Consider the following 19,902-nt stretch of genomic DNA (forward strand, 5'->3'; position numbering starts at 1 on the left):
CCCCCCCCCCCCCCCCCCCCCCCCCCCCCCCCCCCCCCCCCCCCCCCCCCCCCCCCCCCCCCCCCCCCCTCCCCCCCCCCCCCCCCCCCCCCCCGCCCCCCCACCCCCCCGCCCCCCCCCCCCGCCCCCCCCCCCCCACCCCCACCCCCCTCCCCCCCCCCCCCCCCCCCCCCCCCCCCCCCCCCCCACCCCCCCACCCCCCCCCCCCCCCCCCCCCCCCCCCCCCCCCCCGCCCCGCCCCCCACCGCCACACCCACCCCTGCCCCTGGCCCCACCCCCGCGCCCCTCTCCCCTCCTCGCCCCGCCGGGTCCCCGGCGCACACCGCCGGCCCGGCGCTCACCCCGGCCGGGCTCGTCGGCGACACGCCCGTGCTGTGGATCGGGGAGCCCTTCACCACCGCCGGACGCGGTTTCTGGGCGAAGCTCGAAGGCCGCAACCCTGGTGGCATCAAGGACCGCAGCGCCCTGTACATGGTCCGGGCGGCCCGTGAACGCGGCCGGCTGGCACCGGGCGCCCGGATCGTCGAGTCCACGTCCGGCACCCTCGGCCTCGGTCTCGCCCTGGCCGGGATCATCCACGGACATCCGCTCACCGTGGTCACCGACCCGGGCATGGAACCGCTGATGACCGGCCTGCTCACCGCCCACGGCGCCGAGATCGACGTGGTCTGCGCTCCGCACCCGCAGGGCGGCTGGCAGCAGGCCCGCCGGCAGCGGGTGGCGGAACTCCTCGCCGCCCATCCGGACGCGTGGTGTCCCAACCAGTACGACAACCCCGACAACATCGCCGCGTACGCTCCCCTGGCCCGCGAACTGCTCGCCCAACTCGACCGGATCGACACCCTCGTCGTCTCCGTCGGCACCGGCGGCCACTCCGCCGGCATCGCCTCCGTACTGCGCGACCACTTCCCGCGGCTGCGGGTCGTCGGCGTGGACACCACCGGGTCCACGATCTTCGGGCAGCCCGCCGGGGACCGCCTCATGCGGGGCCTGGGGTCCGGCATCCATCCCCGCAACGTCATGCACGCCCTGTTCGACGAGGTCCACTGGGTCGCCGCCGCGGAGGCCGTGTGGGCCGCGCGGCGCCTGGCCCGTGCCCACTACGCCACCGGCGGCTGGAGCGTGGGCGCCGTCGCCCTGGTCGCCCGCTGGCTGGCGCGTACCCTGCCCGCCGGGAACCGGATCGTCGCCGTCTTCCCCGACGGGCCGCAGCGCTACGTCGGCACCGTCTTCGACGACGCCTTCTGTGCGCGGCACGACCTGCTCGGGCGCACGCCCGCGGACGACCCGGACCGCATCGGCCACCCCGCCGAGCGGGCCGTCACCCGCTGGACCCGCTGCACCCGTGTGGTCGACCCGCTGGCCGCGCACCGCCCACCGCACGATCTGACGGGAGTCACCCGATGAGGCACCTGTGGCGGCGGACGCTCTCCTTCCCGCCGGCCGTACGACTGCTGATGGCCAACCAGTTCCTCATCAACCTGGCCTTCTACATGCTGATGCCGTACCTCGCCGCCCATCTGGCCGGCGAACTCGGGCTCGCCGCCTGGGCCGTGGGACTCGTCCTCGGGGTGCGCAACTTCTCCCAGCAGGGGATGTTCCTCATCGGCGGCACACTCGCCGACCGCGTCGGTTACAAGATTCCCATCATGGCCGGATGTCTCCTGCGGACCGCCGGCTTCGGGCTGCTCGGCTGGGTCGGTGACCTGCCGACGCTGGTCGCCGCCTCCGCCGCGACCGGCTTCGCGGGCGCGCTGTTCAATCCGGCGGTGCGCGCCTACCTGGCCGCCGAGGCGGGGCCGCGCCGTGTCGAGGCGTTCGCCGTCTTCAACGTCTTCTACCAGGCGGGCATGCTGCTCGGCCCGCCGGTCGGACTCGCGCTGCTGGTCGCCGACTTCCGTCTGGTGTGCGGGGTGGCAGCGGCCGTCTTCGCGCTGCTCACGGCGCTGCAGTGGCGGTGCCTGCCGGCGCGCCGCGCCGAGCGGGCAGCCAGTGCCACGGGCCGGGCGGGCGTCCTGTCCGACTGGCGCACGGTCGTGGCCAACCGGCCGTTCCTGCTGTTCGCCACCGCGATGACCGGCTCGTATGTACTGTCCTTCCAGGTGTACCTGGCACTGCCCCTGGCGGCCTCCGAGGTTCTCGGGTCCGGGGGTACGGCGGTGACGAGCGGGTTGTTCGTCGTCTCCGCGGCGGTGTCGGCGGCCGGGCAGCTCCGCCTCACCGGCTGGGCCGGGCAGCGCTGGCGGCCGGACCAGGCGCTGGTGCGCGGGCTGTCCGCGATGGGGCTCGCCTTCCTCCCTCCGGCCCTCGTCCCGGCGGGGTCCGCACCGGCAGCACTGGGAGCGCTGCTGCTGTCCGTCGTACTGCTCGCGGTGGGCGGCGCGATCGTCTATCCCTTCGAGATGGACACCGTGGTGACGCTGTCCGGCGACCGCCTGGTCGCCACCCACTACGGCTTCTACAACACCGTCTCCGGCATCGGCATCACCATCGGCAACCTCGGCACCGGGGCCCTGTGGGGTTTCGCCGGGCAGCACGGCGCCCGCTGGCTCGCCTGGTCCGCCCTGGCCGTGACCGGCCTGGGCTGCGCGGCCTGTGTCGGTCGCCTCGCACGCACCGGACGGCTGACCGTGCGGCCGGGGGCGCGGCCCGTCACCGTATGAGATGCGCACCGGCCCGTCACCGTAGGAGCCCCGCGCCGGTTCAGCCAACGCCGCGGCGGGCGTACACCTCGATCTCGATCTTCATACGGGGGTCGGACAGGCCGCACACCATCATCGTGGCCGCCGGGCGGACTTCGCCGAAGCAACGGCGCAGGACGGGCCAGCAGGGTTCGAAGTCCGCGCGGTCGGGCAGCAGGTAGCGCACGCGCACCACGTCGGCGAAGGTGCACTTGGCCTCGGCCAGGGCGGCTTCGATGTTGCGCAGGCACTGCTCGGCCTGCTCCACCACGTCGTCCGAGATCGTCATCGTGGTGTAGTCGAAGCCGGTCGTGCCGGACACGTGCACCCAGTCGCCGTCGACCACGGCCCGGGCATAACCGATCTGCTCCTCGAAGATCGAACCGCTGAGGATCGCCCGTCGCTCTGTCATGCCTCGAACATTATCGGACCGCGTCGGCAATCCGAGGACCGTATGCGTCGCGCAGACCCGGGTACTCGGCTGTCAGCACGCGCAGTGGGCGCGTTCGCTCCTTGGAGGTCACAGTGATTATCCTCGGGATCATTCTGCTGATCATCGGGTTCCTGACCGGACTCAGCTTCTTGTGGACGATCGGGATCATCCTCGTGGTGATCGGGCTCATCCTCTGGGTTCTGGGCATGCTCGGTCACGCGGTCGGTGGCCGCCGCCACTACTGGTGAGAGGGGACGGCCGGTTCAGGCGGCAAGCGGTGCGGTGTCCATGCCCGCGTGTTCGCGCAGTCCGTCGAGGAATTCCTGGACCGCCTCGGCAGCCGAGTACCGCGGTTGCCAGTCCAGTTCCTCCCGCGCACGCGAGCAGTCCATCAACGGCAGTCGCAGGACCGCGTCGAACAGGTCCGGCGAGGCGGGCACCAGCCGCAGCCGCCAGGCCGCGGAGAGCGCGGCGCGTAGCGGCGGCAGCGGGACCCGCAGTGGCCTCGCGTCGAGGATCCGGGCGAGTCCGGCCGCATCCAGGGGCGGCTCCGCGGCGAGATTGAACGCACCGCGCACCGGCCGGACGACCGCCTGCACATAGGCGGCGGCCGCGTCGTCGGTGTGCAGGGCCTGAAGAACGAGACCCGGCAGGTCCGGGACGGCCGGCACAAGGCCCGGCCGCATCAGCTGCGCGGGGACCAGCGACCCGGCGAAGATCCGGCGCTGCTGCGAGGCGGACTCGCGTTTGAACAGGAAGCCGGGGCGCATCCGGACGACCCGCATGTCCCGGTGGCGCAGTTCGTAGGCGTCCAGGTACCTCTCCATGTAGGCCTTCTCCCGGCAGTAGGCCGCCTGGGGCCAGCCATGCGTCGGCCAGGACTCGTCGACCGGGCGGTCCTTGGGGCCGGGTGAGTAGGTTCCGACGGACGACGCGTGGACCAGCGCCGGCACCCCGGCCTCCGCGGCGGCCTCACACACTCTCATGCCGCCCAGCACATTGGTGCGCCATGTCGTCACGGGGGCGTGGGTGGGCTGGAACTTCCAGGCGAGGTGGACGACCGCGTCCGCGCCGGTGAAGTGGGGGACGAGGTCGCTGCCGTCCGGGCCGATGTCCACCGCCAGCCAGTTCGTCCCCTCGGGCCTCCAGTCCGGAACCCTGCGGGCGACACCGAGGACCGACGCCACCGCGGGATGGCGGCGCAGCGCCTCCACCACACTGGTCCCGGCGTTGCCGGTCGCGCCGGTCACCACGACCCGGAGCCCGTCGGCGCCTCCTGCCTCATGAGATGACATACCGTTCATGGCCGTTGCCCTTCGCTGTGGGGTGTCCCGCGGGGCGGGTACCCGTGGCACCGCCCCGCATGTCGTTCACTCGTTGGGGCGTGCTGCGCTGATGGCCGCGAGCGCCGAGCCGGGCTCGCGGGCGACAGCCAGGTCTCCCAAGGTGACGATGCCGACGGGGCGGTCGTCCTCGACCACCGGCAGGCGGCGTACCGCCCGCTCGCTCATGAGACGCAGGACCTGGTCGACGTCGTCGTCGGGGGTGACGGTGACCAGTTCCTCGCTGCACGCGTCCGCCACGGTGTGGTCACCGATCCTGCCGCCCTCCGCCATCACGCGGACGACCAGATCGCGGTCGGTCACCACTCCGCGCAGCCGGCCCTCGTCCACCACCAGCACGTCCCCGACGTCTTCCCGGCGCATCAGCTGGGCGACGTCGACCACCGACGTCAGCGGCGCCACCGTGACGAGGCGTGCCGTCATGATCTCGCGAACCCGCTGGGCCATGACTCCTCCCTGGTGGCGGGCGCACTCAGCGTCCCGCCGTCTCCTCGGCGAAGACGTCCACAAACGCTTCGCAGAACGCCTTCAGGTCGTCCGGCTTGCGGCTGGTGACCAGCTTGTTCGGGCCGTGGTCGCAGATCTTGACCTGCTCGTCGACCCAGGTGCCGCCCGCGTTGCGGATGTCGGTCCGCAGGCTCGGCCACGACGTCAGCTCACGGCCCCGCACCACGTCCGCCTCGACGAGTGTCCACGGTGCGTGGCAGATCGCGGCGACCGGGCGCTGCTGCTCGAAGAACTCCCTCACGAACGCCACAGCCTTGTCGTTCATCCGCAGGAAGTCCGGGTTGGCGACCCCGCCCGGCAGCACCAGGCCACCGAAGGAGTCCGCGGACACCTCGTCGACCACCTCGTCCACCGGGAACGTGTCCCCCTTGTCGAGGTGGTGGAAGGCCTGGACCTCACCGGATCGGGTGGACACCAGCACCGGCTCGTGCCCGGCCGCCTCGGCCGCCTCCCAGGGCTTGGTGAGTTCCACCTGCTCCACGCCTTCGGGTGCGGTCAGAAACGCGATACGCATGATCGTTCGACTCCCCTTTCCTGGTGTTCTCCGGCGTCCTCGGCGCTCTCACGTACCGGGTCCGGCGTCACCGGGCGGATCCGGCGTCGGCGCCACCGTGGGCGCCGAGGGCGCCTCGGCGACCGGTCCGCCGAGGCAGACCAGCCCCACGGGGGTGCCGCCGTCGAGGACGGCGGCCCGCCGGACCGCGTGCTCACGCATCGTCCGTGCGGCATGGACGACGTCGTCGTCCGCGTCGACGGTGATCAGCTCCCCGCGCACCGTCCTGGCCACGGGCAACCGCTGGGGATCGGTCCCGTCCGCGACCGCACCGACCACCAGGTCCCGGTCGCTGACCAGACCCATCGGCTCGCCGTCCGCCACCACCAGGACGAGGGCGGTGTGCTGGTCGCGCATCGTCCGAGCCACCGACGTCACCGATGCCCCCGCGTCCACCACTGCCGGCACACGGGCCATGACGTCACGCACGTTCCTGGCCATCTCGGCCCCCTTCGACGCCCGGTACGGCGCTGTCACCGCGCCTGCCAGCCGGGTACCCCGCGTCGCGCCGCTCACCGCCGCGGCACCGGGCACAACCTCGTCCGCCCCGGGTACTCGGTCACGCGGCACCGGGGTTCTCCTTACCGGTGCCGCACTCCCCGAGGAGGAACAGATGGCCCACTTCGGATACTTCCTGTCCAGCGAGGAGCACGGACCGAAAGAGCTGGTCGACCAGGCCCGGATGGCCGAGCGGGCCGGATTCGACTGCCTGTGGATCTCGGACCACTACCACCCGTGGAACGGTCAGCAGGGCCAGAGCCCGTTCGTCTGGTCGGTGATCGGTGCCCTGTCCCAGGCGGTCTCGCTGCCCGTCGAGACGGCCGTGACCTGCCCGATCGTCCGGACGCATCCCGCGGTGATCGCCCAGGCCGTCGCCACCAGCGCGGTGCAGCTGGACGGCCGTTTCCGGTTCGGCGTCGGTACGGGCGAGGCGCTCAACGAGCACATCCTCGGTGGCGCGTGGCCGGAGGCGTCCGTACGTCTGGAGATGCTGCAGGAGGCCGTGGAGATCATCCGGAAGCTGCTCACCGGGGAGCAGGTCAGCCATTACGGCAAGCACTACGTCGTGGAGAACGCCCGTCTGTACACGGTCCCCGGCGAACCGGTCCCCGTCGACGTCTCCGCCTTCGGGCCGCAATCCGCCGAGGCCGCGGGGGGCTTCGGTGACGGGCTGATCACGATGGGGCCCGCCGCCGACATGGTGGAGCGGTTCCGGAGCTCGGGCGGCGCGGACAAGCCGGTCGCCGGAGGCCTGAAGGTGTGCTGGAACACCGTCCGGGAGGACGCCGTGCGCACCGCGCACCGGCTGTGGGCCAACGAGCAGCTGCCGGGGGAACTCGCGCAGATCCTGCCGACCCCCCGCCACTTCGAGCAGGCTTGCGAACTCGTCACCGAGGAGCAGGTGTCGTCATCCGTACCGTGCGGAGACGATCCCGACACGCACGTCGAGGCGCTGACCGCCTTCGTGGACGCGGGATTCGACGCCGTCTACGTGAACCAGATCGGCAAGGACCAGCAGGGCTTCTTCGACTTCTACCGCACCAAGGTCCTGCCGCGCCTGCGCGACCGACAGTCCGCGTGAACGGCTCTCGCACCGAAGCCGTCCCGGTGACGGGCACTGACGAGAAGGGCGACCGGGGCTCCAAGGCCCGCGACGTCCGCACTCGGATCACCGTCCTCGTCGCCCTCGGAGCCAACCTCGTGATCGCCGCGGCCAAGACGGCCGCCGGGCTCTTCGCCGGGTCGTCCGCGCTGCTCTCGGAGGCGGCGCATTCGGTCGCGGACAGCCTGAACGAGGTGTTCCTGCTCATCGCGGTGCGCCGCAGCAAGCGCCCCGCCGATGACCGTCATCCGTTCGGATACGGCAAGGAGCGCTACTTCTGGGCGCTGCTGGCCGCCGTGGGGATCTTCGTCATGGGTGGCTGCTTCTCGGTGTACCAGGGCGTCCAGGCCCTGCGCACCGACCAGCAGGAGTCGCTGAGGGGCTACGTGGCCGGGCTGGCGGTGCTCGGGGTGGCGCTGCTGGCCGACGGCGCCTCCCTGGTGCGTGCCCTGCACCAGGCGCGCCGGCACGGGGAGGGCGCGACCGACCCGGCTCTGCGCACGGTGATCGCGGAGGACGCGACGGCTGTGGCGGGGGTGCTCCTCGCGGCGGCCGGTATCGGGCTGCACCTGGCGACCGGGCAGGTGGCCTGGGAGGCCGGCGCCTCCATGGGGATCGGCGTCCTGCTGTTGTGCGTGGCCTACCGGCTCGCCCGGGAGGCGCGGGACCGGCTGATCGGCGAGGCGGTCGACACCGAACTGCGCGACCGGATCGGTGACTTCCTCGCGTCCCAGCCCGAGATCGACAAGGTCGCGGCGCTCCTGACCATGCGGCTGGGGCTGGATTCGGTGCTGGTCACCGCCCGCCTGGACCTTGCTCCAGGGCTGGACAGCGAGAAGGTGGAGCTGGTCTGTGTCCGGCTCAAGCGGCGGATCGCCGCCGAGTGGCCGCAGGCCGACCACGTCTTCCTGGACATCACCAAGGCGCCCGGCCCCGGGGAGATTCCGCCCTCGCCGGTGTTCACCGCCCCGGACACGGGCACCCGGTCGTCCCGCCTCCTCGGCCGCGGCGGCAGGGTCCCGGGCTCGTAGCGGGACGGCGAACCGGCCACGGCAGGCGTACTCGGACCGCGACCGGGTACTCGGCGTCCGCCTTGGCACGACTGCCCGACCGTCAGGAGGTGGCATGGTCACCGGGCGCGGGACACCAGCACAGGGCGGGCGGGCGTCCGCCGCGGTGCCGACCGGTTTTCCCGGTGTCGACACGGCGGCCCTCGCCTCCGAGCTGCGCCGCGACGTGGAGGGGGAGGTGCGCTTCGACGCCGGGAGCCGTGGCGCGTACGCCACGGACGCGTCGAACTACCGGCAGGTCCCCATCGGCGTCGTCGTGCCCTACGACATCGACGCGGGCGTGGCGGCGGTCGAGGTCTGCTCACGGTTCGGTGTCCCGGTCCTGTCCCGCGGCGGCGGCACCAGTCTCGGGGGGCAGTGCACCAACACGGCCGTCGTCATCGACTGGACCAAGTACTGCCACGGCCTGGTGTCCGTGGAACCGAAGCGGTCGCGGTGCGTCGTCGAACCCGGCATCGTCCTGGACGAACTCAACCGTCGCCTGCGTGCGTACGGCCTGATGTTCGGCCCCAAGCCGGCCACGCACAGCCACTGCACGCTCGGAGGCATGATCGGCAACAACTCGTGCGGAGGCACGGCCCAGGCCTACGGCAAGACGGTGGACAACGTCCGGCGGCTGGAGATCCTGACCTACGACGGGACCCGCTGCTGGGTCGGTCCGACCGACCGGGCGTCCTTCGACGCGGTCGTCCGGGGCGGGGGCCGGCGCGCGGAGCTGTACGCGGGGCTGCGCGGGATCGTCGACCGGTATCTCGCGGACATCAGGACGGGCTTCCCGGACATCCCGCGCCGGGTCTCCGGCTACAACCTGGATTCGCTGCTCCCGGAGAAGGGATTCGATCTCGCCCGTGCGCTCGTGGGCAGCGAGGGCACCCTGGTCACCGTGCTGCGCGCGGAACTGGACCTGGTGCCGGTGCCCGGGGCCGAGGCCATCGTGGTGCTCGGGTACGACGACATCTGCGCGGCGGCCGACGACGTGCCCCGGCTGCTCGCGCACAGCAACCCGACCCAACTGGAAGCCCTCGACGGGCGGATGGCGCAGCTGATGCGCGAGGAACACGCCTATCTCGAGTCCCTGGAGCAGTTCCCCGAGGGGGAGAGCTGGCTGCTGGTCCAGTTCACCGGCGACAGCGAGCAGGACGTCGATGCCCAGGCCCATGACCTGCTGCGGGCGTTGGGGCGCGGCGAGAAGGATCCGACCGTGGCCTTCTCCGACGACCCCGGTCGCGAACAGGAGATGCTGAAGGCGCGGGAGGCCGGGCTCGGTGTGACGGCCCGGCCGCCGGACGGACGCGAGACCTGGGAGGGCTGGGAGGACTCCGCCGTCCCACCGGAGCGGCTGGGCGACTACCTGCGTGATCTCAGGGACCTGTTCACCGAGTTCGGCTACGACCGGCCTTCGTTGTACGGCCATTTCGGCCACGGGTGTGTGCACACCCGTATCCCGTTCGGTCTGAAGAGCGCCGAAGGAGTGGCCCGCTTCCGTGACTTCCTGTTCCGCGCCGCCGATCTCGCGGCCTCCTACGGAGGTTCACTGTCGGGCGAGCACGGAGACGGCCAGGCTCGTGGTGAGCTGCTGCCGCGGATGTTCGGTGAACGCGTGGTCGCCGCTTTCGGTGAGGTGAAGGCGCTGTTCGATCCCGGCAACAGGATGAATCCCGGCAAGGTGGTGGCGCCGCACCGCGTCGACGACGACCTGCGTCTGGGCCCGGCCTGGCGCCCCCGGGGCAGCGACACCCACTTCGGTTACCCCGACGACGGTGGCTCCTTCAACCAGGCCGTCATGCGCTGCGTCGGTATCGGCAACTGCCGTGCGCATGAGGGGGGCGTGATGTGCCCTTCGTACCGGGCCACCTTCGAGGAGGAGCACTCGACCCGTGGGCGGGCCAGGCTGCTGTTCGAGATGCTCGGCGGCCACGAGGACTCCCCGGTCACCGACGGCTGGCGTTCCACCGAGGTGCGCGACGCCCTGGACCTCTGTCTGGCCTGCAAGGGCTGCAAGTCCGACTGCCCCGTCGGCGTCGACATGGCCACGTACAAGGCCGAGTTCCTGGCCCACCACTACGCGCACCGGCTCCGCCCCGCCGCGCACTACTCACTGGGCTGGCTGCCGCTGTGGGCACGCATGTCGCGCCTGGCTCCGGACCTGGTGAACTCGGCCCTGCACGCCCCCGTACTCGCACCGCTCGGCAAGCGGGTCGCCGGGGTGGCGGTGCAGCGGGAGGCGCCCAGGTTCGCGCGGCGGTCCTTCGTACAGCAGTGGCAGGCGCGCTCCGGGCCCCGGCCGGAACCCGGCGACGACCGCACGGTCCTGCTGTGGCCCGACACGTTCACCAACTACTTCCGTCCCTCGGCCGCCCGTTCGGCGGTACGGCTGCTGGAGGACGCGGGATTCCGGGTCGCCGTACCGGTCTCCCCCCTGTGCTGCGGTCTGACATGGATCTCCACCGGTCAACTGGCCGTCGCCAAGCGTGTGCTGCGCCGTACGCTCAGGCGGCTGCGGCCCTGGCTCGCAGGCGGTGTCCCCATCGTGGGCCTGGAGCCGTCGTGCACCGCGGTGTTCCGCGCGGACGCCGCCGAACTGCTCCCGGACGACGAGGACGCCCAGCGTCTGGCCGGACAGTGCCGCACGCTCGCCGAGATGCTCGTCGACCGCACGCCGGACGGCTGGCGCCCACCCCATGTGGGCGGGGCGGCGACCGTGCAGACCCACTGCCATCAGCACGCGGTGATGAGCTTCGACGCGGACCGTGAACTGATGCGCCGGGCGGGCATCGACGCCCGGGTTCTGGACGAGGGCTGCTGCGGGCTGGCGGGGAACTTCGGCTTCGAACGCGGCCACTACGGGCTGTCCATGGCCGTCGGCGAGCTGGGCGTGCTGCCCGCGGTGCGCCGGACTCCGCAGGACGCTGTGGTGATCGCCGACGGGTTCAGCTGCCGTACTCAGATCGAACAGGGCCGCACCGGCCGTCGCCCCCTGCATCTCGCGGAGGTCCTGGCGCGCGCCATGAACGGCTCGTCACCGGCCGGGCCAGGACGGCCCGACGACCGACCGGACGGCCGGCCCGCCTGACGAAGGGAAGTCCTCCGCCATGAAGGTGTCCGACTACATCCTCCAGCGGCTGCGTGAGTGGGACGTGACCCACGTCTTCGCCTACCCGGGCGACGGCATCAACGGTCTGCTGGCCGCCTGGGGCCGTGCCGACAACAAGCCCGCCTTCATCCAGTCCCGGCACGAGGAGATGTCCGCGTTCGAGGCGGTCGGCTACGCCAAGTTCTCGGGTCGGCCGGGTGTGTGCGCGGCGACATCGGGTCCCGGCGCCATCCATCTCCTCAACGGCCTCTACGACGCCAAGCTGGACCACGTGCCGGTGGTGGCGATCGTCGGCCAGACGAACCGCAGTGCCATGGGCGGCTCCTACCAGCAGGAAGTCGACCTGATGAGCCTGTACAAAGACGTCGCGGGCGCCTACTGCGAGATGGTCACCGTCCCCCAGCAGCTCCCGAACGTCCTCGACCGGGCCCTGCGTACCGCGCAGGCCGTGCGGACCGTCACCGCGGTGATCGTTCCGGCGGACGTGCAGGAGCTGGACTACTCCGCGCCGGAGCACGCGTTCAAGATGGTGCCCTCCACGCTGGGGGCCGCGCATTCGGCGCCGGTGCCGGCCGAGGAGGACCTCGACCGGGCGGCCCGGATCCTGGAGGAGGGCGAAAGGATCGCCATCCTCATCGGGCAGGGAGCGCGTGGCGCCCAGGACGAGGTCAGGGAGTTCGCCGACCTGCTCGGCGCGGGCGTCGCCAAGGCCCTGCTGGGCAAGGACGCCCTCCCCGACGACCTGCCGTACGTGACCGGTGCCATCGGGCTGCTGGGCACGCGGCCGTCGTACGAGATGATGCGGGACTGCGACACGCTGCTGGTGGTCGGATCCAGCTTCCCCTACACGCAGTTCCTGCCGGAGTTCGGCCAGGCGCGTGCCGTGCAGATAGACATCGATCCGTTCATGGTGGGGCTTCGCTACCCGTTCGACGTCATCCTCGTCGGCGATGCCGGGCAGACGCTCAGGAGGCTGCTGCCGAAGGTGCGGGCGAAAGAACACGGGGAGTGGCGTGCGAAGATCGAGAAGGACACCGCGCGCTGGTGGGAAGTCATGGAGCGCCGCGCCGAGGTGGAGGCGGATCCGGTCAATCCCGAGTACGTCGTCCACGCGGTGGACGCGCTGCTTCCCGAGAACGTGATCCTGGCCTCCGACTCCGGCTCCGCCGCGAACTGGTACGCCCGGCACCTGCGGATGCGCGGTGCGATGCGCGGGTCGCTCTCCGGCACCCTCGCCACCATGGGCCCGGGTGTGCCGTATCTGATCGGCGCCAAGTTCGCCCATCCGGACCGGCCCTGTGTCGCCATCGTGGGCGACGGTGCCATGCAGATGAACGGCATGGCCGAACTGATCACCCTCCACAAGTACTGGCAGGAGTGGGGCGATCCCCGGTTCGTCGTCGCCGTGCTCAACAACCGGGACCTGAACCAGGTCACCTGGGAGATGCGCGCGATGCAGGGTGCTCCGCAGTTCCTCCCCTCCCAGTCCATCCCCGACGTGCGCTACGCGGACTTCGCACGCTCCCTCGGGCTGGGCGGCGTCCGGGTGGAGACGCCGGGCGGCGTGGCGGAGGCCTGGCGTTCGGCGCTCGGCGCGGACCGGCCCTTCGTCATCGACTTCCTGACCGACCCGGCGGTTCCGCCCATCCCGCCGCACGCTTCCCTGGACGAGATCCAGGCGGCGGCGCTGTCCGTCCTGAAGGGTGACTCCGACCGCGCCGGGATGGTCAGGCAGGGCTTCAAGGCCAAGGTGCAGGAGCTCCTGCCCCGGCGGCACTCCTGAGCGAGTGTTGACGGGGCGGTGAGCCGCGCGGTGCGCGACGTGGGCGGCCCCGGGCTCGTCGCACCGAGCGGCGCCAGGCCGCCCGGGAACCGTGCGGGCTCGCCCGGACCGGACTGCTGAGCGGCGGTCCCTGCCGCACGCGCGGCCCGTGTTCAGGAAAACGGCGGCCGTGCCCGCCGTACCGGGCGTGCGCTGCGACGCTACGCCACGTCCGTGACGGCCCCCGCGCCGTCCTTCCCCGACGACGACCGGGCGCCCGGCGGTGTCCTGCGCGCTCGCGCCGAGTCGCCGCCGGGCGGTGACCCGGCGGCGACTCGGCGGCGACTCGGCGGTGCGGCCCGGCCGCTGCCGCGGTGGTGCGCGCCCCGCCTGTCGCAGAAGCGCCGCGGAATTGTCCGTGATCGGTAACAGCGGGATCCCTTGATCGCCCCGGCTCGTCCTGACAGGTGCACGAAGGACATCTGCACAGGCTGGGAGCGGGGCGGACATGGGGCGGCATGGCGGGCGGGGTTGGTACGGCCGGGTGGTCGCGGCGGCGGTCGGGGTGACGGCGGTGGCTGCCGCGACGTCGGTGTGGACGGCGGAGGCCGGCCAGGGACAGGGCGGCGCGGGCTCCGCGCCCCGGCCCGCCGCGTCCAGGCCGGCGGCCGTGTCCGCCGCCATCGTGCACGCCTCGGACCACGGCGACCACTCCGTCAACATCACGATCGACGACGGCCCGGACCCGGTCTGGACCCCGCAGGTGCTCCAAGTGCTGCGCGAGTACGGCGTGAAGGCGACGTTCTGCATGGTCGGCACCCAGGCCCAGGCGCACCCGGACCTGGTCAAGCAGGTGGTGGCGGCCGGGCACCGGCTGTGTGACCACACGGTGTCGCACGACACCACCATGGACACCAAGTCCCAGGCCTACCAGTCGCAGCAGATCCTGGACGCCGAACAGCAGATAACCAAGGCGTCCGGGGGCGTGCGGCCGTTGTACTACCGGGCCCCGGGCGGCGCGTTCACCCCGTACAGCCGGCACCTGGCGGCCTCGCACGGGATGCGGCCCCTGGGCTGGAACGTCGATTCCAAGGACTTCGAGCGGCCGGGCACCGACACCATCGTCGCCACCGTCAAGGGCGAGCTGGCCAACGGGCCCACGATTCTGTTCCATGACGCGGGCGGCGACCGCTCGCAGACGGTGGCCGCCCTGCGCACCCTGCTGCCCTGGCTGAAGCAGCAGGGCTATGCGTTCGGGTTCCCGGTGCGCTGAACCTCCCGGCGGGCGGCCTCGGGGTCCGTCGTGACGATCGCGCGCAGCGCGTCGACCACCACGGGCCAGGCCGCCGAGGCCGGGTCGATCGGCTCGAAGTGCCCGCAGCCGGGCAGTTCGTGGAGCGTCGCGCCGGCCCTGGCCGCGTAGTCGCGGGCCATGGTCACGGGCAGCGCCTCGTCGAGCGTGCCGTGGATCAGGACCGTACGGCCGGCGGGCGCGCCGAGGACGGCGGGATCGGCGGCGGCGTACCGGTCCGGGACCTGGTCGCGTGCCCCGCCGAGCAGAGCGGCCACCGCGCCGCGCCCGCTGCCCAGTTCGTCGGCCAGGGCCAGGTCGGCGGTGGGTGCGAGGGCCAGTACGCCGAGGAGCGGGGGCGGGGCGGGCGTACGGCCGGGAGCGTCCTGCGGCAGCCGGTGCCGGACGCCGGCCCACAACGCCAGGTGGCCTCCGGCGGAGTGCCCCGCGTACACCACGCGCGTCGGGTCGACCCGGCCGGGCGCGGCATGCGCGGCGAGGCCGGGCAGGCGGTCGACGGCCTCCGCGCTGTCGGTCAGGGTGACCGGCCAGCCGCCGCCGTCGCCGACCCGCCGGTACTCGACGCTGGCCACGGCACAGCCGGAGTCGGCGGCCAGCGCACGGACGAATCCGGCGACGTGCCGCCGGTCGTGCTCGGCCCGCCAGAACCCGCCGTGGAAAAACAGCACCAGGGGCGCGGGAGTCCCTGACCCGTGCTCCGCCAAGGTTCTGTCGTGGGGCGGCAGACAGAGGTCGGCGACCTGGTCCGGGTGCGGGCCGTAGCGGAGTGTCAGCGGTGCGGCCGGGACTCGCGACATACTCAAACCTCGATTCGTTGCACCTCGTTTCGATGTATCAGGTTAGCGCGGGGCACATCCCTGCCTCACGCCGGGGGCGGCGGCCGGTCCGGCAGGTCGTGGCCGAGCAGGTCATGGTCGAGCGCCGCGGCACGGACCGCCGCCGCCACGCGCACGACCGCGTCGCTCGGGGGGTGGGGCAGGCGGGCCAGGAGCAGACGCCGCTGTTCCTGCGGTCCGCCGCGGACCGGCAGGACGCGCACGCCCGGCGGGGCCGCGGCGGCGAGCGGAGCGGGCACCGTGGTCAGGCCGCAGCCGGCCGCGACGAGGTGCAGCTTGGCCAGCCAGTCGCGGGCGACGTGGACGATCTCGGGCCGCTCGTCCAGGCCCGGCCACACTCCCATGTGCCCGTCCTCTCCCGCGGTGGAGCCGGCGATCCAGCGCTGCCCGCGCAGGTCGGCCACGTCGACGTAGTCGCCGCGGGCCAGCGGATGGGCCGCGGGCACCGCGAGACACAGCGCGCGTTCGGTCAGCGTCTGCAGGGCGAGCGCGGGCGACTCGGCGTCCGGCGGCCGGAAGGGCGGCGCTGCGGCGAGGAGGGCCAGGTCGAGACTGCCGGCCCGCAGGGCGCGCACCAGCGCCGGGGTGCTGCCTTCGCGGGTGACGACATGCAGGCCGGGATCCGTTCGGCGCAGGGCGGCAAGGGCCTTGGGCAGCAGGACGGCTCCGGCGCTCGGGAACCAGCCCAGGCGGACGGTCCCGGCCTGTCCGGGCAGGCCCGACAGTTCGCGCGCCGTGGCGTCGATCTCGTCCAGAACGACCGTCGCGCGGCGCATCACCACACGGCCCGCCGCGGTCAGCCGTACGCCGTCGCGCCGACGCTCCAGCAGCTCGGCGCCCGCCGCCCGTTCGATCGCGGCGATCTGCCGCGACACCGCGGACTGGGTGTAGCCCAGCGACGCCGCGGCGGCGGTGAAGGTTCCCTGTTCGGCGACCGCGCGCAGGACACGCAGTGCGGTCAGTGACACATCAGTGAAGTCCATGACGTTTACGCATACTACCGGTGCGAAACTTTCGTTGGACGCATAGTTCTGGGGCTCCTAGCGTTACGGGCATGAACACATCGCGAATCGCCCTCGTCACGGGCGCCAACCAGGGCCTCGGCCGCGCTCTCGTCGAGGGGCTGGCGGCCGGGATGAACCCCGACGACCTGGTCCTGCTCACCGGCCGCAACCCGCAGCGGGTCGCCGACGCGGCCCGCGAGGTGGCCCAGCGGGCCGGCACCCGGGCGCGGGTCGAGGGCCGGGTCCTGGACGTCACCGACACCGGCGCCGTCACTGGCCTCGCCGACGAACTGCAGCAGCGGTACGGCGGAGCGGACGTGGTGATCTCCAACGCCGTGGCCCGGGTGCTGCCCGGGGAGTCGCAGTCCGCGCGCGCCGACGAGTTGATCGACGTCTCCAACTCCGCCACCCATGCGGTCCTGCGCGCCTTCGGCCCCGTCCTGCGGCCCGGCGGGCGGCTGCTCGTCGTCGCCAGCAGCCTGGGCACCCTCGGCCACCTCGACCCGAGGCTGCACCACCTGTTCGACGGCGCGAGCCTGGACCAGGTCGAGTACGCCGTCGAGTCCTGGCGCACCGCCGTCCACAACAGGACGGCACAGCAGGCGGGTTGGCCCGGCTGGCTGAACATACCGTCCAAGGTGGCCCAGGTCGCCGCCGTCCGCGCGGTCGCGGCCGAGCGCCGCGCACAGGATCTCGCCACGGACACGCTGATCGCGTCCGTGTGCCCCGGCATGGTCGACACCGCCACCTCCCGCCCCTGGTTCAGCGACTTCAGCGACGCCCAGTCCCCCGCCCAGGCCGCTCGGGCGGTCCTCGACCTGGTCTTCGCCGAGCGCGTCGAACCCGCTCACTACGGCGAGTTGGTCCGCTTCGGCGAGGCCCTGGACTGGCACAGCGGCACCCCGCTCAACGAGCAGGACCTCATGCTCACGCCGTGACGACGCGCGAGGCACGGCCGTTCGCGGATACGGCCGGTGAAGCCGGGGGGGAAATCTTGGTCATCGAACGGTCCGGACAGCGGTCCGTTTCCGGTGGCTGCTTAACATGAGGGCGTCCCCTCGGTGTTCACGCGGACCCGCGGGGCACCGTCCCACGTCGTCCCGGAAAGGCTCGCCATGCCGTTGCCCCGCCCCGGCACGCGCTCCGTGCGTCTGCGGTCGGTCGCGGTGGTGCTGCTCGTGCTCGCGGTGGGATGCGCGGGGATCCTGGCCGTCCTCCTCGGCCGACGGCACACGGGCGACGGGCCCCGGCACATCACCGTCGAGGTGTCACCGAGCCGTTGCGGGCAGGGCTGGACACGGCCCGCGCCCGGGGTACAGACCTTCGACCTGCACAACTCCTCCGCCGGCGCCGCCGAGGTCTACCTCGAAGACCCGCACAGCCGGGCCGTGTACGGCGAGGTCGAGGGCATCGGCCCCGGCACCACACGGCAGTTGACCGTTCGTCTGGGCAAGGGGACGTACGCGTTCCTGTGCGTGCCCGACGACGCCGACGCCGTCACCGGGCCCAGTGTGCGCATCGGTTCGGGCCGGCGCGGCCCGGGCGCGGCCCCCGTCACCGAGCACGATCTGATCCCGCCGGCGATCGCCTACCAGAAGTGGGTCGGCAGCGGGCTCGACCGGGTCGTGCGGCTCACGGCGACACTGCGGCGGGCCATCGACCGGGGCGACCTCGCCGCCGCCCGCTCGGCCTGGCTGCCGGCACATCTGGAGTACGAGCGGCTGGGGGCGGCGTACGACGCCTTCGGCGACGCGGACCGGCGGATCAACGGCACGGACGCGGGGCTGCCCGGCGGGGTCCACGACACGGGCTTCACCGGCTTCCACCGCGTCGAGTACGGCCTGTGGCACGGACAGCCGGCCGCAAAGCTGCGCGGCCCGGCGGCGGCCCTGGCCGGGGCCGTGTCAGAGCTGCGGGACAGCTGGTCGCAGACCCGCATGGACCCGGCCCAGTTGGGTGTGCGGGCCCACGAGATCCTGGAGAACACCGTGCAGTTCGAGCTGACCGGGCGGACCGACTACGGCAGCGGCAGCAATCTCGCCACGGCCCGCGCCAACCTCGACGGCACCCGCCAGGTGCTGTCGCGGCTGCGCCCGCTGCTCACCACCCGCTATCCGCACCTGTCCTTTCTCGACCGGGAGCTGGACCGCGCGCAGCACACGCTCGACGGCTTGCGGCACGGCGGCCGGTGGCCCGCGCCGGACCGGCTGAGCCGTGTCCAGCGGGAGAGGACGGACGCCGTCCTGGGCGACCTGGTGGAGCGGCTGGCCTCGGTGGCGACCCTGTGCGACCCGAGGAGGACGGTGTGAGCGCGTCGCAGCCGTCCGGTGCGGTGGCACGGCGCGGTTTCCTGCGCGGTGCCGCCCTCGCCGGCGCGGGACTCGCCACGGGCGGTGCGGCGGCTCCGGCCACGCAGGGTGCCTCGGCCGCCGTGCCGGTGGCTCCCTTCCACGGCGTCCACCAGGCGTCCGTGCTCGCCGCGCCGCGCCGCGCCTGTGTGTTCGCCGCCCTGGACGTGACCGCGGGCGACCGGGCGGACCTCGCCGACCTGCTGCGCACGCTCACCGACCGTGCGCGTTTCCTGACGTCCGGCGGGACGCCCGCACCGGTGGGCATCACCGCCCCGCCCGCCGACTCGGGCCTGCTCGGCGACCTGCTGCCGGCCGGGGCGCTGGCCGTGACGGTCGGTGCCGGTGCCTCGCTCTTCGACGACCGGTTCGGCCTGGCCACGCTGCGGCCCCGGCGGCTGACCACCATGCCCGTCTTCCCGGACGACGACCTCGAGGCCGAGTGGTGCCACGGCGACCTCAGCCTCCAGTTGCACGCCGACGACCTGGACACCGCCCTGCACGCGCTGCGCGACATGGCCCGGCACACCCGGGGCGGGATGCAGATCCGCTGGCGGCTGGACGGCTTCACCAGCCCGCCCCGGCCCTCGGGCACCCCCCGCAACCTGATGGGGTTCAAGGACGGCATCGCCAACCCGGACCCGGCGGACGCCCGCGAGATGAACCGCTTGGTGTGGGTGGGCGCGGACGAGGGCGAGCCGGAGTGGGCGGTCGGCGGCAGCTACCAGGTGGTGCGGCTGATCCGGATGCTCGTGGAGTTCTGGGACCGGGTCTCGCTCAGCGAGCAGGAACGCATCTTCGGCCGGTCCCGGTCCTCCGGCGCGCCGCTGGACGGCGACCGGGAGCACGACACGCCGAAGTACGCCGACGATCCCAAGGGTGACGTCATCCCGCTGGACGCCCACATCCGGCTCGCCAACCCCCGTACGGCAGCCACCGAGGGCCAGCGCATCCTGCGCCGGGCCTACAACTACGACCGGGGCACGGACGCCAACGGCAACCTGGACATGGGCCTGCTGTTCTGCTGCTACCAGCGGGACGCGGCACGGCAGTTCGAGGCCGTGCAGCGCAGGCTGGCGGGCGAGCCGCTGGCCGACTACATCAGCCCGTTCGGCGGCGGCTACTTCTTCGCGCTGCCCGGCGTCCGGGACGCGTCGGACTGGTACGGGCGGGCCCTGCTGACGTGAGCCTGTCCGGACAACTTGGGCTGCTTCGGCCGCCTTTCGAGTCAACACCCCGTCAAGTTTTGCCCCGGCTTCCCTGACTCGGTGTTCACCCATGGGTCACCATGGCTCCGCCGGCGCGCCGTGCGCCCGGCGCAGCATCCGTGCTCGTACGACGTGCAGACGTTCCTGT

17 protein-coding genes and 1 pseudogene are annotated in these 19,902 nt (G+C 72.8%); 11 read left to right on the forward strand and 7 right to left on the reverse strand.

Features of this window, described 5'->3' with window-relative positions:
* Positions 1 to 300 precede the first annotated feature (300 nt).
* Together K7G59_RS00005 and K7G59_RS00010 are read left to right on the forward strand one after the other, a co-directional pair.
* Positions 301 to 1,407 (forward strand): annotated as a pseudogene (locus tag K7G59_RS00005) (PLP-dependent cysteine synthase family protein); the annotation flags it as partial.
* Positions 1,404 to 2,663 (forward strand): MFS transporter, encoded by a 1,260-nt coding sequence (locus tag K7G59_RS00010; RefSeq protein WP_225829672.1) that lies wholly within the window; start codon positions 1,404 to 1,406, stop codon positions 2,661 to 2,663. The pseudogene K7G59_RS00005 and the gene K7G59_RS00010, both read left to right, overlap by 4 nt.
* Before the next feature lie 40 nt (positions 2,664 to 2,703).
* Here the strand turns inward: K7G59_RS00010 and K7G59_RS00015 are convergent, their stop codons facing one another.
* Positions 2,704 to 3,093 (reverse strand): RidA family protein, encoded by a 390-nt coding sequence (locus K7G59_RS00015; protein ID WP_225829673.1) that lies wholly within the window; start codon positions 3,091 to 3,093, stop codon positions 2,704 to 2,706.
* Between the two features lie 113 nt (positions 3,094 to 3,206).
* Between K7G59_RS00015 and K7G59_RS00020 the strand changes: the two genes are divergently transcribed.
* A complete protein-coding gene (locus K7G59_RS00020; RefSeq protein ID WP_225829674.1) occupies positions 3,207 to 3,362 on the forward strand; it encodes a DUF6131 family protein in 156 nt (51 codons plus the stop codon).
* A gap of 15 nt (positions 3,363 to 3,377) precedes the next feature.
* Here K7G59_RS00020 and K7G59_RS00025 read toward each other — a convergent pair whose 3' ends face one another.
* The 4 genes from K7G59_RS00025 to K7G59_RS00040 all read right to left on the reverse strand — a co-directional run bounded on the left by K7G59_RS00025 (position 3,378) and on the right by K7G59_RS00040 (position 5,958).
* Complete coding sequence (locus K7G59_RS00025; protein WP_374114172.1) at positions 3,378 to 4,409, reverse strand: NAD-dependent epimerase/dehydratase family protein; 1,032 nt, start codon at positions 4,407 to 4,409, stop codon at positions 3,378 to 3,380.
* 75 nt (positions 4,410 to 4,484) lie between these two features.
* Entirely contained in the window at positions 4,485 to 4,904 is a 420-nt protein-coding gene (locus K7G59_RS00030) for a CBS domain-containing protein (RefSeq protein WP_225829676.1), read from the reverse strand.
* Positions 4,905 to 4,929: 25 nt separating this feature from the next.
* The gene (locus K7G59_RS00035; RefSeq protein WP_225829677.1) at positions 4,930 to 5,478 is read right to left on the reverse strand and encodes a type 1 glutamine amidotransferase domain-containing protein; all 549 of its coding nucleotides are present in this window, start codon (positions 5,476 to 5,478) and stop codon (positions 4,930 to 4,932) included.
* A 48-nt stretch (positions 5,479 to 5,526) separates the two neighbouring features.
* Positions 5,527 to 5,958, reverse strand: a complete 432-nt coding sequence (locus tag K7G59_RS00040; RefSeq protein ID WP_225829678.1) for a CBS domain-containing protein — start codon at positions 5,956 to 5,958, stop codon at positions 5,527 to 5,529.
* Between the two features lie 172 nt (positions 5,959 to 6,130).
* Between K7G59_RS00040 and K7G59_RS00045 the strand changes: the two genes are divergently transcribed.
* The 5 genes from K7G59_RS00045 (at position 6,131) to K7G59_RS00065 (ending at position 14,319) form a co-directional block, all read left to right on the forward strand.
* Positions 6,131 to 7,099 (forward strand): LLM class F420-dependent oxidoreductase, encoded by a 969-nt coding sequence (locus tag K7G59_RS00045; RefSeq protein ID WP_225829679.1) that lies wholly within the window; start codon positions 6,131 to 6,133, stop codon positions 7,097 to 7,099.
* Between the two features lie 26 nt (positions 7,100 to 7,125).
* Positions 7,126 to 8,151, forward strand: coding sequence for a cation diffusion facilitator family transporter (locus K7G59_RS00050; protein WP_225829680.1), 1,026 nt, complete (start codon positions 7,126 to 7,128; stop codon positions 8,149 to 8,151).
* A 94-nt stretch (positions 8,152 to 8,245) separates the two neighbouring features.
* The gene (locus K7G59_RS00055) at positions 8,246 to 11,263 is read left to right on the forward strand and encodes an FAD-binding and (Fe-S)-binding domain-containing protein (protein ID WP_225829681.1); all 3,018 of its coding nucleotides are present in this window, start codon (positions 8,246 to 8,248) and stop codon (positions 11,261 to 11,263) included.
* 19 nt (positions 11,264 to 11,282) lie between these two features.
* Positions 11,283 to 13,067, forward strand: coding sequence for a thiamine pyrophosphate-requiring protein (locus K7G59_RS00060; protein ID WP_225829682.1), 1,785 nt, complete (start codon positions 11,283 to 11,285; stop codon positions 13,065 to 13,067).
* Between the two features lie 487 nt (positions 13,068 to 13,554).
* Positions 13,555 to 14,319 (forward strand): polysaccharide deacetylase family protein, encoded by a 765-nt coding sequence (locus tag K7G59_RS00065; RefSeq protein ID WP_225829683.1) that lies wholly within the window; start codon positions 13,555 to 13,557, stop codon positions 14,317 to 14,319.
* Here K7G59_RS00065 and K7G59_RS00070 read toward each other — a convergent pair.
* The gene (locus K7G59_RS00070) at positions 14,292 to 15,155 is read right to left on the reverse strand and encodes an alpha/beta hydrolase (RefSeq protein ID WP_225829684.1); all 864 of its coding nucleotides are present in this window, start codon (positions 15,153 to 15,155) and stop codon (positions 14,292 to 14,294) included. The genes K7G59_RS00065 and K7G59_RS00070 overlap by 28 nt on opposite strands.
* Before the next feature lie 65 nt (positions 15,156 to 15,220).
* Entirely contained in the window at positions 15,221 to 16,177 is a 957-nt protein-coding gene (locus K7G59_RS00075; protein WP_225829685.1) for a LysR family transcriptional regulator, read from the reverse strand.
* Between the two features lie 71 nt (positions 16,178 to 16,248).
* On the opposite strand from K7G59_RS00075, the gene K7G59_RS00080 reads away from it, so the two are divergent.
* The 3 genes from K7G59_RS00080 to efeB all read left to right on the forward strand — a co-directional run bounded on the left by K7G59_RS00080 (position 16,249) and on the right by efeB (position 19,733).
* Positions 16,249 to 17,136: an SDR family oxidoreductase gene (locus K7G59_RS00080; RefSeq protein ID WP_225829686.1), complete on the forward strand. Its 888-nt coding sequence runs from the start codon at positions 16,249 to 16,251 to the stop codon at positions 17,134 to 17,136.
* Between the two features lie 177 nt (positions 17,137 to 17,313).
* Positions 17,314 to 18,507: an EfeM/EfeO family lipoprotein gene (locus K7G59_RS00085; protein WP_225829687.1), complete on the forward strand. Its 1,194-nt coding sequence runs from the start codon at positions 17,314 to 17,316 to the stop codon at positions 18,505 to 18,507.
* Positions 18,504 to 19,733, forward strand: a complete 1,230-nt coding sequence (gene efeB, locus K7G59_RS00090; RefSeq protein ID WP_225829688.1) for an iron uptake transporter deferrochelatase/peroxidase subunit — start codon at positions 18,504 to 18,506, stop codon at positions 19,731 to 19,733. Before K7G59_RS00085 ends, efeB begins: the two co-directional genes overlap by 4 nt.
* Positions 19,734 to 19,902 lie beyond the last annotated feature (169 nt).

Origin of the sequence: Streptomyces sp. NK08204 (assembly GCF_020400585.1) — a bacterium.
Lineage (GTDB): Bacteria > Actinomycetota > Actinomycetes > Streptomycetales > Streptomycetaceae > Streptomyces.

Bases quoted from the DNA above. Each gene is read 5' to 3' on its own strand.
- K7G59_RS00070 (WP_225829684.1), bottom strand. From the start codon at position 15,155: ATGTCGCGAGTCCCGGCCGCACCGCTGACACTCCGCTACGGCCCGCAC.
- K7G59_RS00025 (WP_374114172.1), bottom strand. From the start codon at position 4,409: ATGTCATCTCATGAGGCAGGAGGCGCCGACGGGCTCCGGGTCGTGGTG.
- K7G59_RS00010 (WP_225829672.1), top strand. From the start codon at position 1,404: ATGAGGCACCTGTGGCGGCGGACGCTCTCCTTCCCGCCGGCCGTACGA.
- K7G59_RS00015 (WP_225829673.1), bottom strand. From the start codon at position 3,093: ATGACAGAGCGACGGGCGATCCTCAGCGGTTCGATCTTCGAGGAGCAG.
- K7G59_RS00060 (WP_225829682.1), top strand. From the start codon at position 11,283: ATGAAGGTGTCCGACTACATCCTCCAGCGGCTGCGTGAGTGGGACGTG.
- K7G59_RS00085 (WP_225829687.1), top strand. From the start codon at position 17,314: ATGCCGTTGCCCCGCCCCGGCACGCGCTCCGTGCGTCTGCGGTCGGTC.
- K7G59_RS00035 (WP_225829677.1), bottom strand. From the start codon at position 5,478: ATGCGTATCGCGTTTCTGACCGCACCCGAAGGCGTGGAGCAGGTGGAA.
- K7G59_RS00065 (WP_225829683.1), top strand. From the start codon at position 13,555: ATGGGGCGGCATGGCGGGCGGGGTTGGTACGGCCGGGTGGTCGCGGCG.
- K7G59_RS00040 (WP_225829678.1), bottom strand. From the start codon at position 5,958: ATGGCCAGGAACGTGCGTGACGTCATGGCCCGTGTGCCGGCAGTGGTG.
- K7G59_RS00080 (WP_225829686.1), top strand. From the start codon at position 16,249: ATGAACACATCGCGAATCGCCCTCGTCACGGGCGCCAACCAGGGCCTC.
- K7G59_RS00075 (WP_225829685.1), bottom strand. From the start codon at position 16,177: ATGGACTTCACTGATGTGTCACTGACCGCACTGCGTGTCCTGCGCGCG.
- K7G59_RS00055 (WP_225829681.1), top strand. From the start codon at position 8,246: ATGGTCACCGGGCGCGGGACACCAGCACAGGGCGGGCGGGCGTCCGCC.
- K7G59_RS00030 (WP_225829676.1), bottom strand. From the start codon at position 4,904: ATGGCCCAGCGGGTTCGCGAGATCATGACGGCACGCCTCGTCACGGTG.
- K7G59_RS00045 (WP_225829679.1), top strand. From the start codon at position 6,131: ATGGCCCACTTCGGATACTTCCTGTCCAGCGAGGAGCACGGACCGAAA.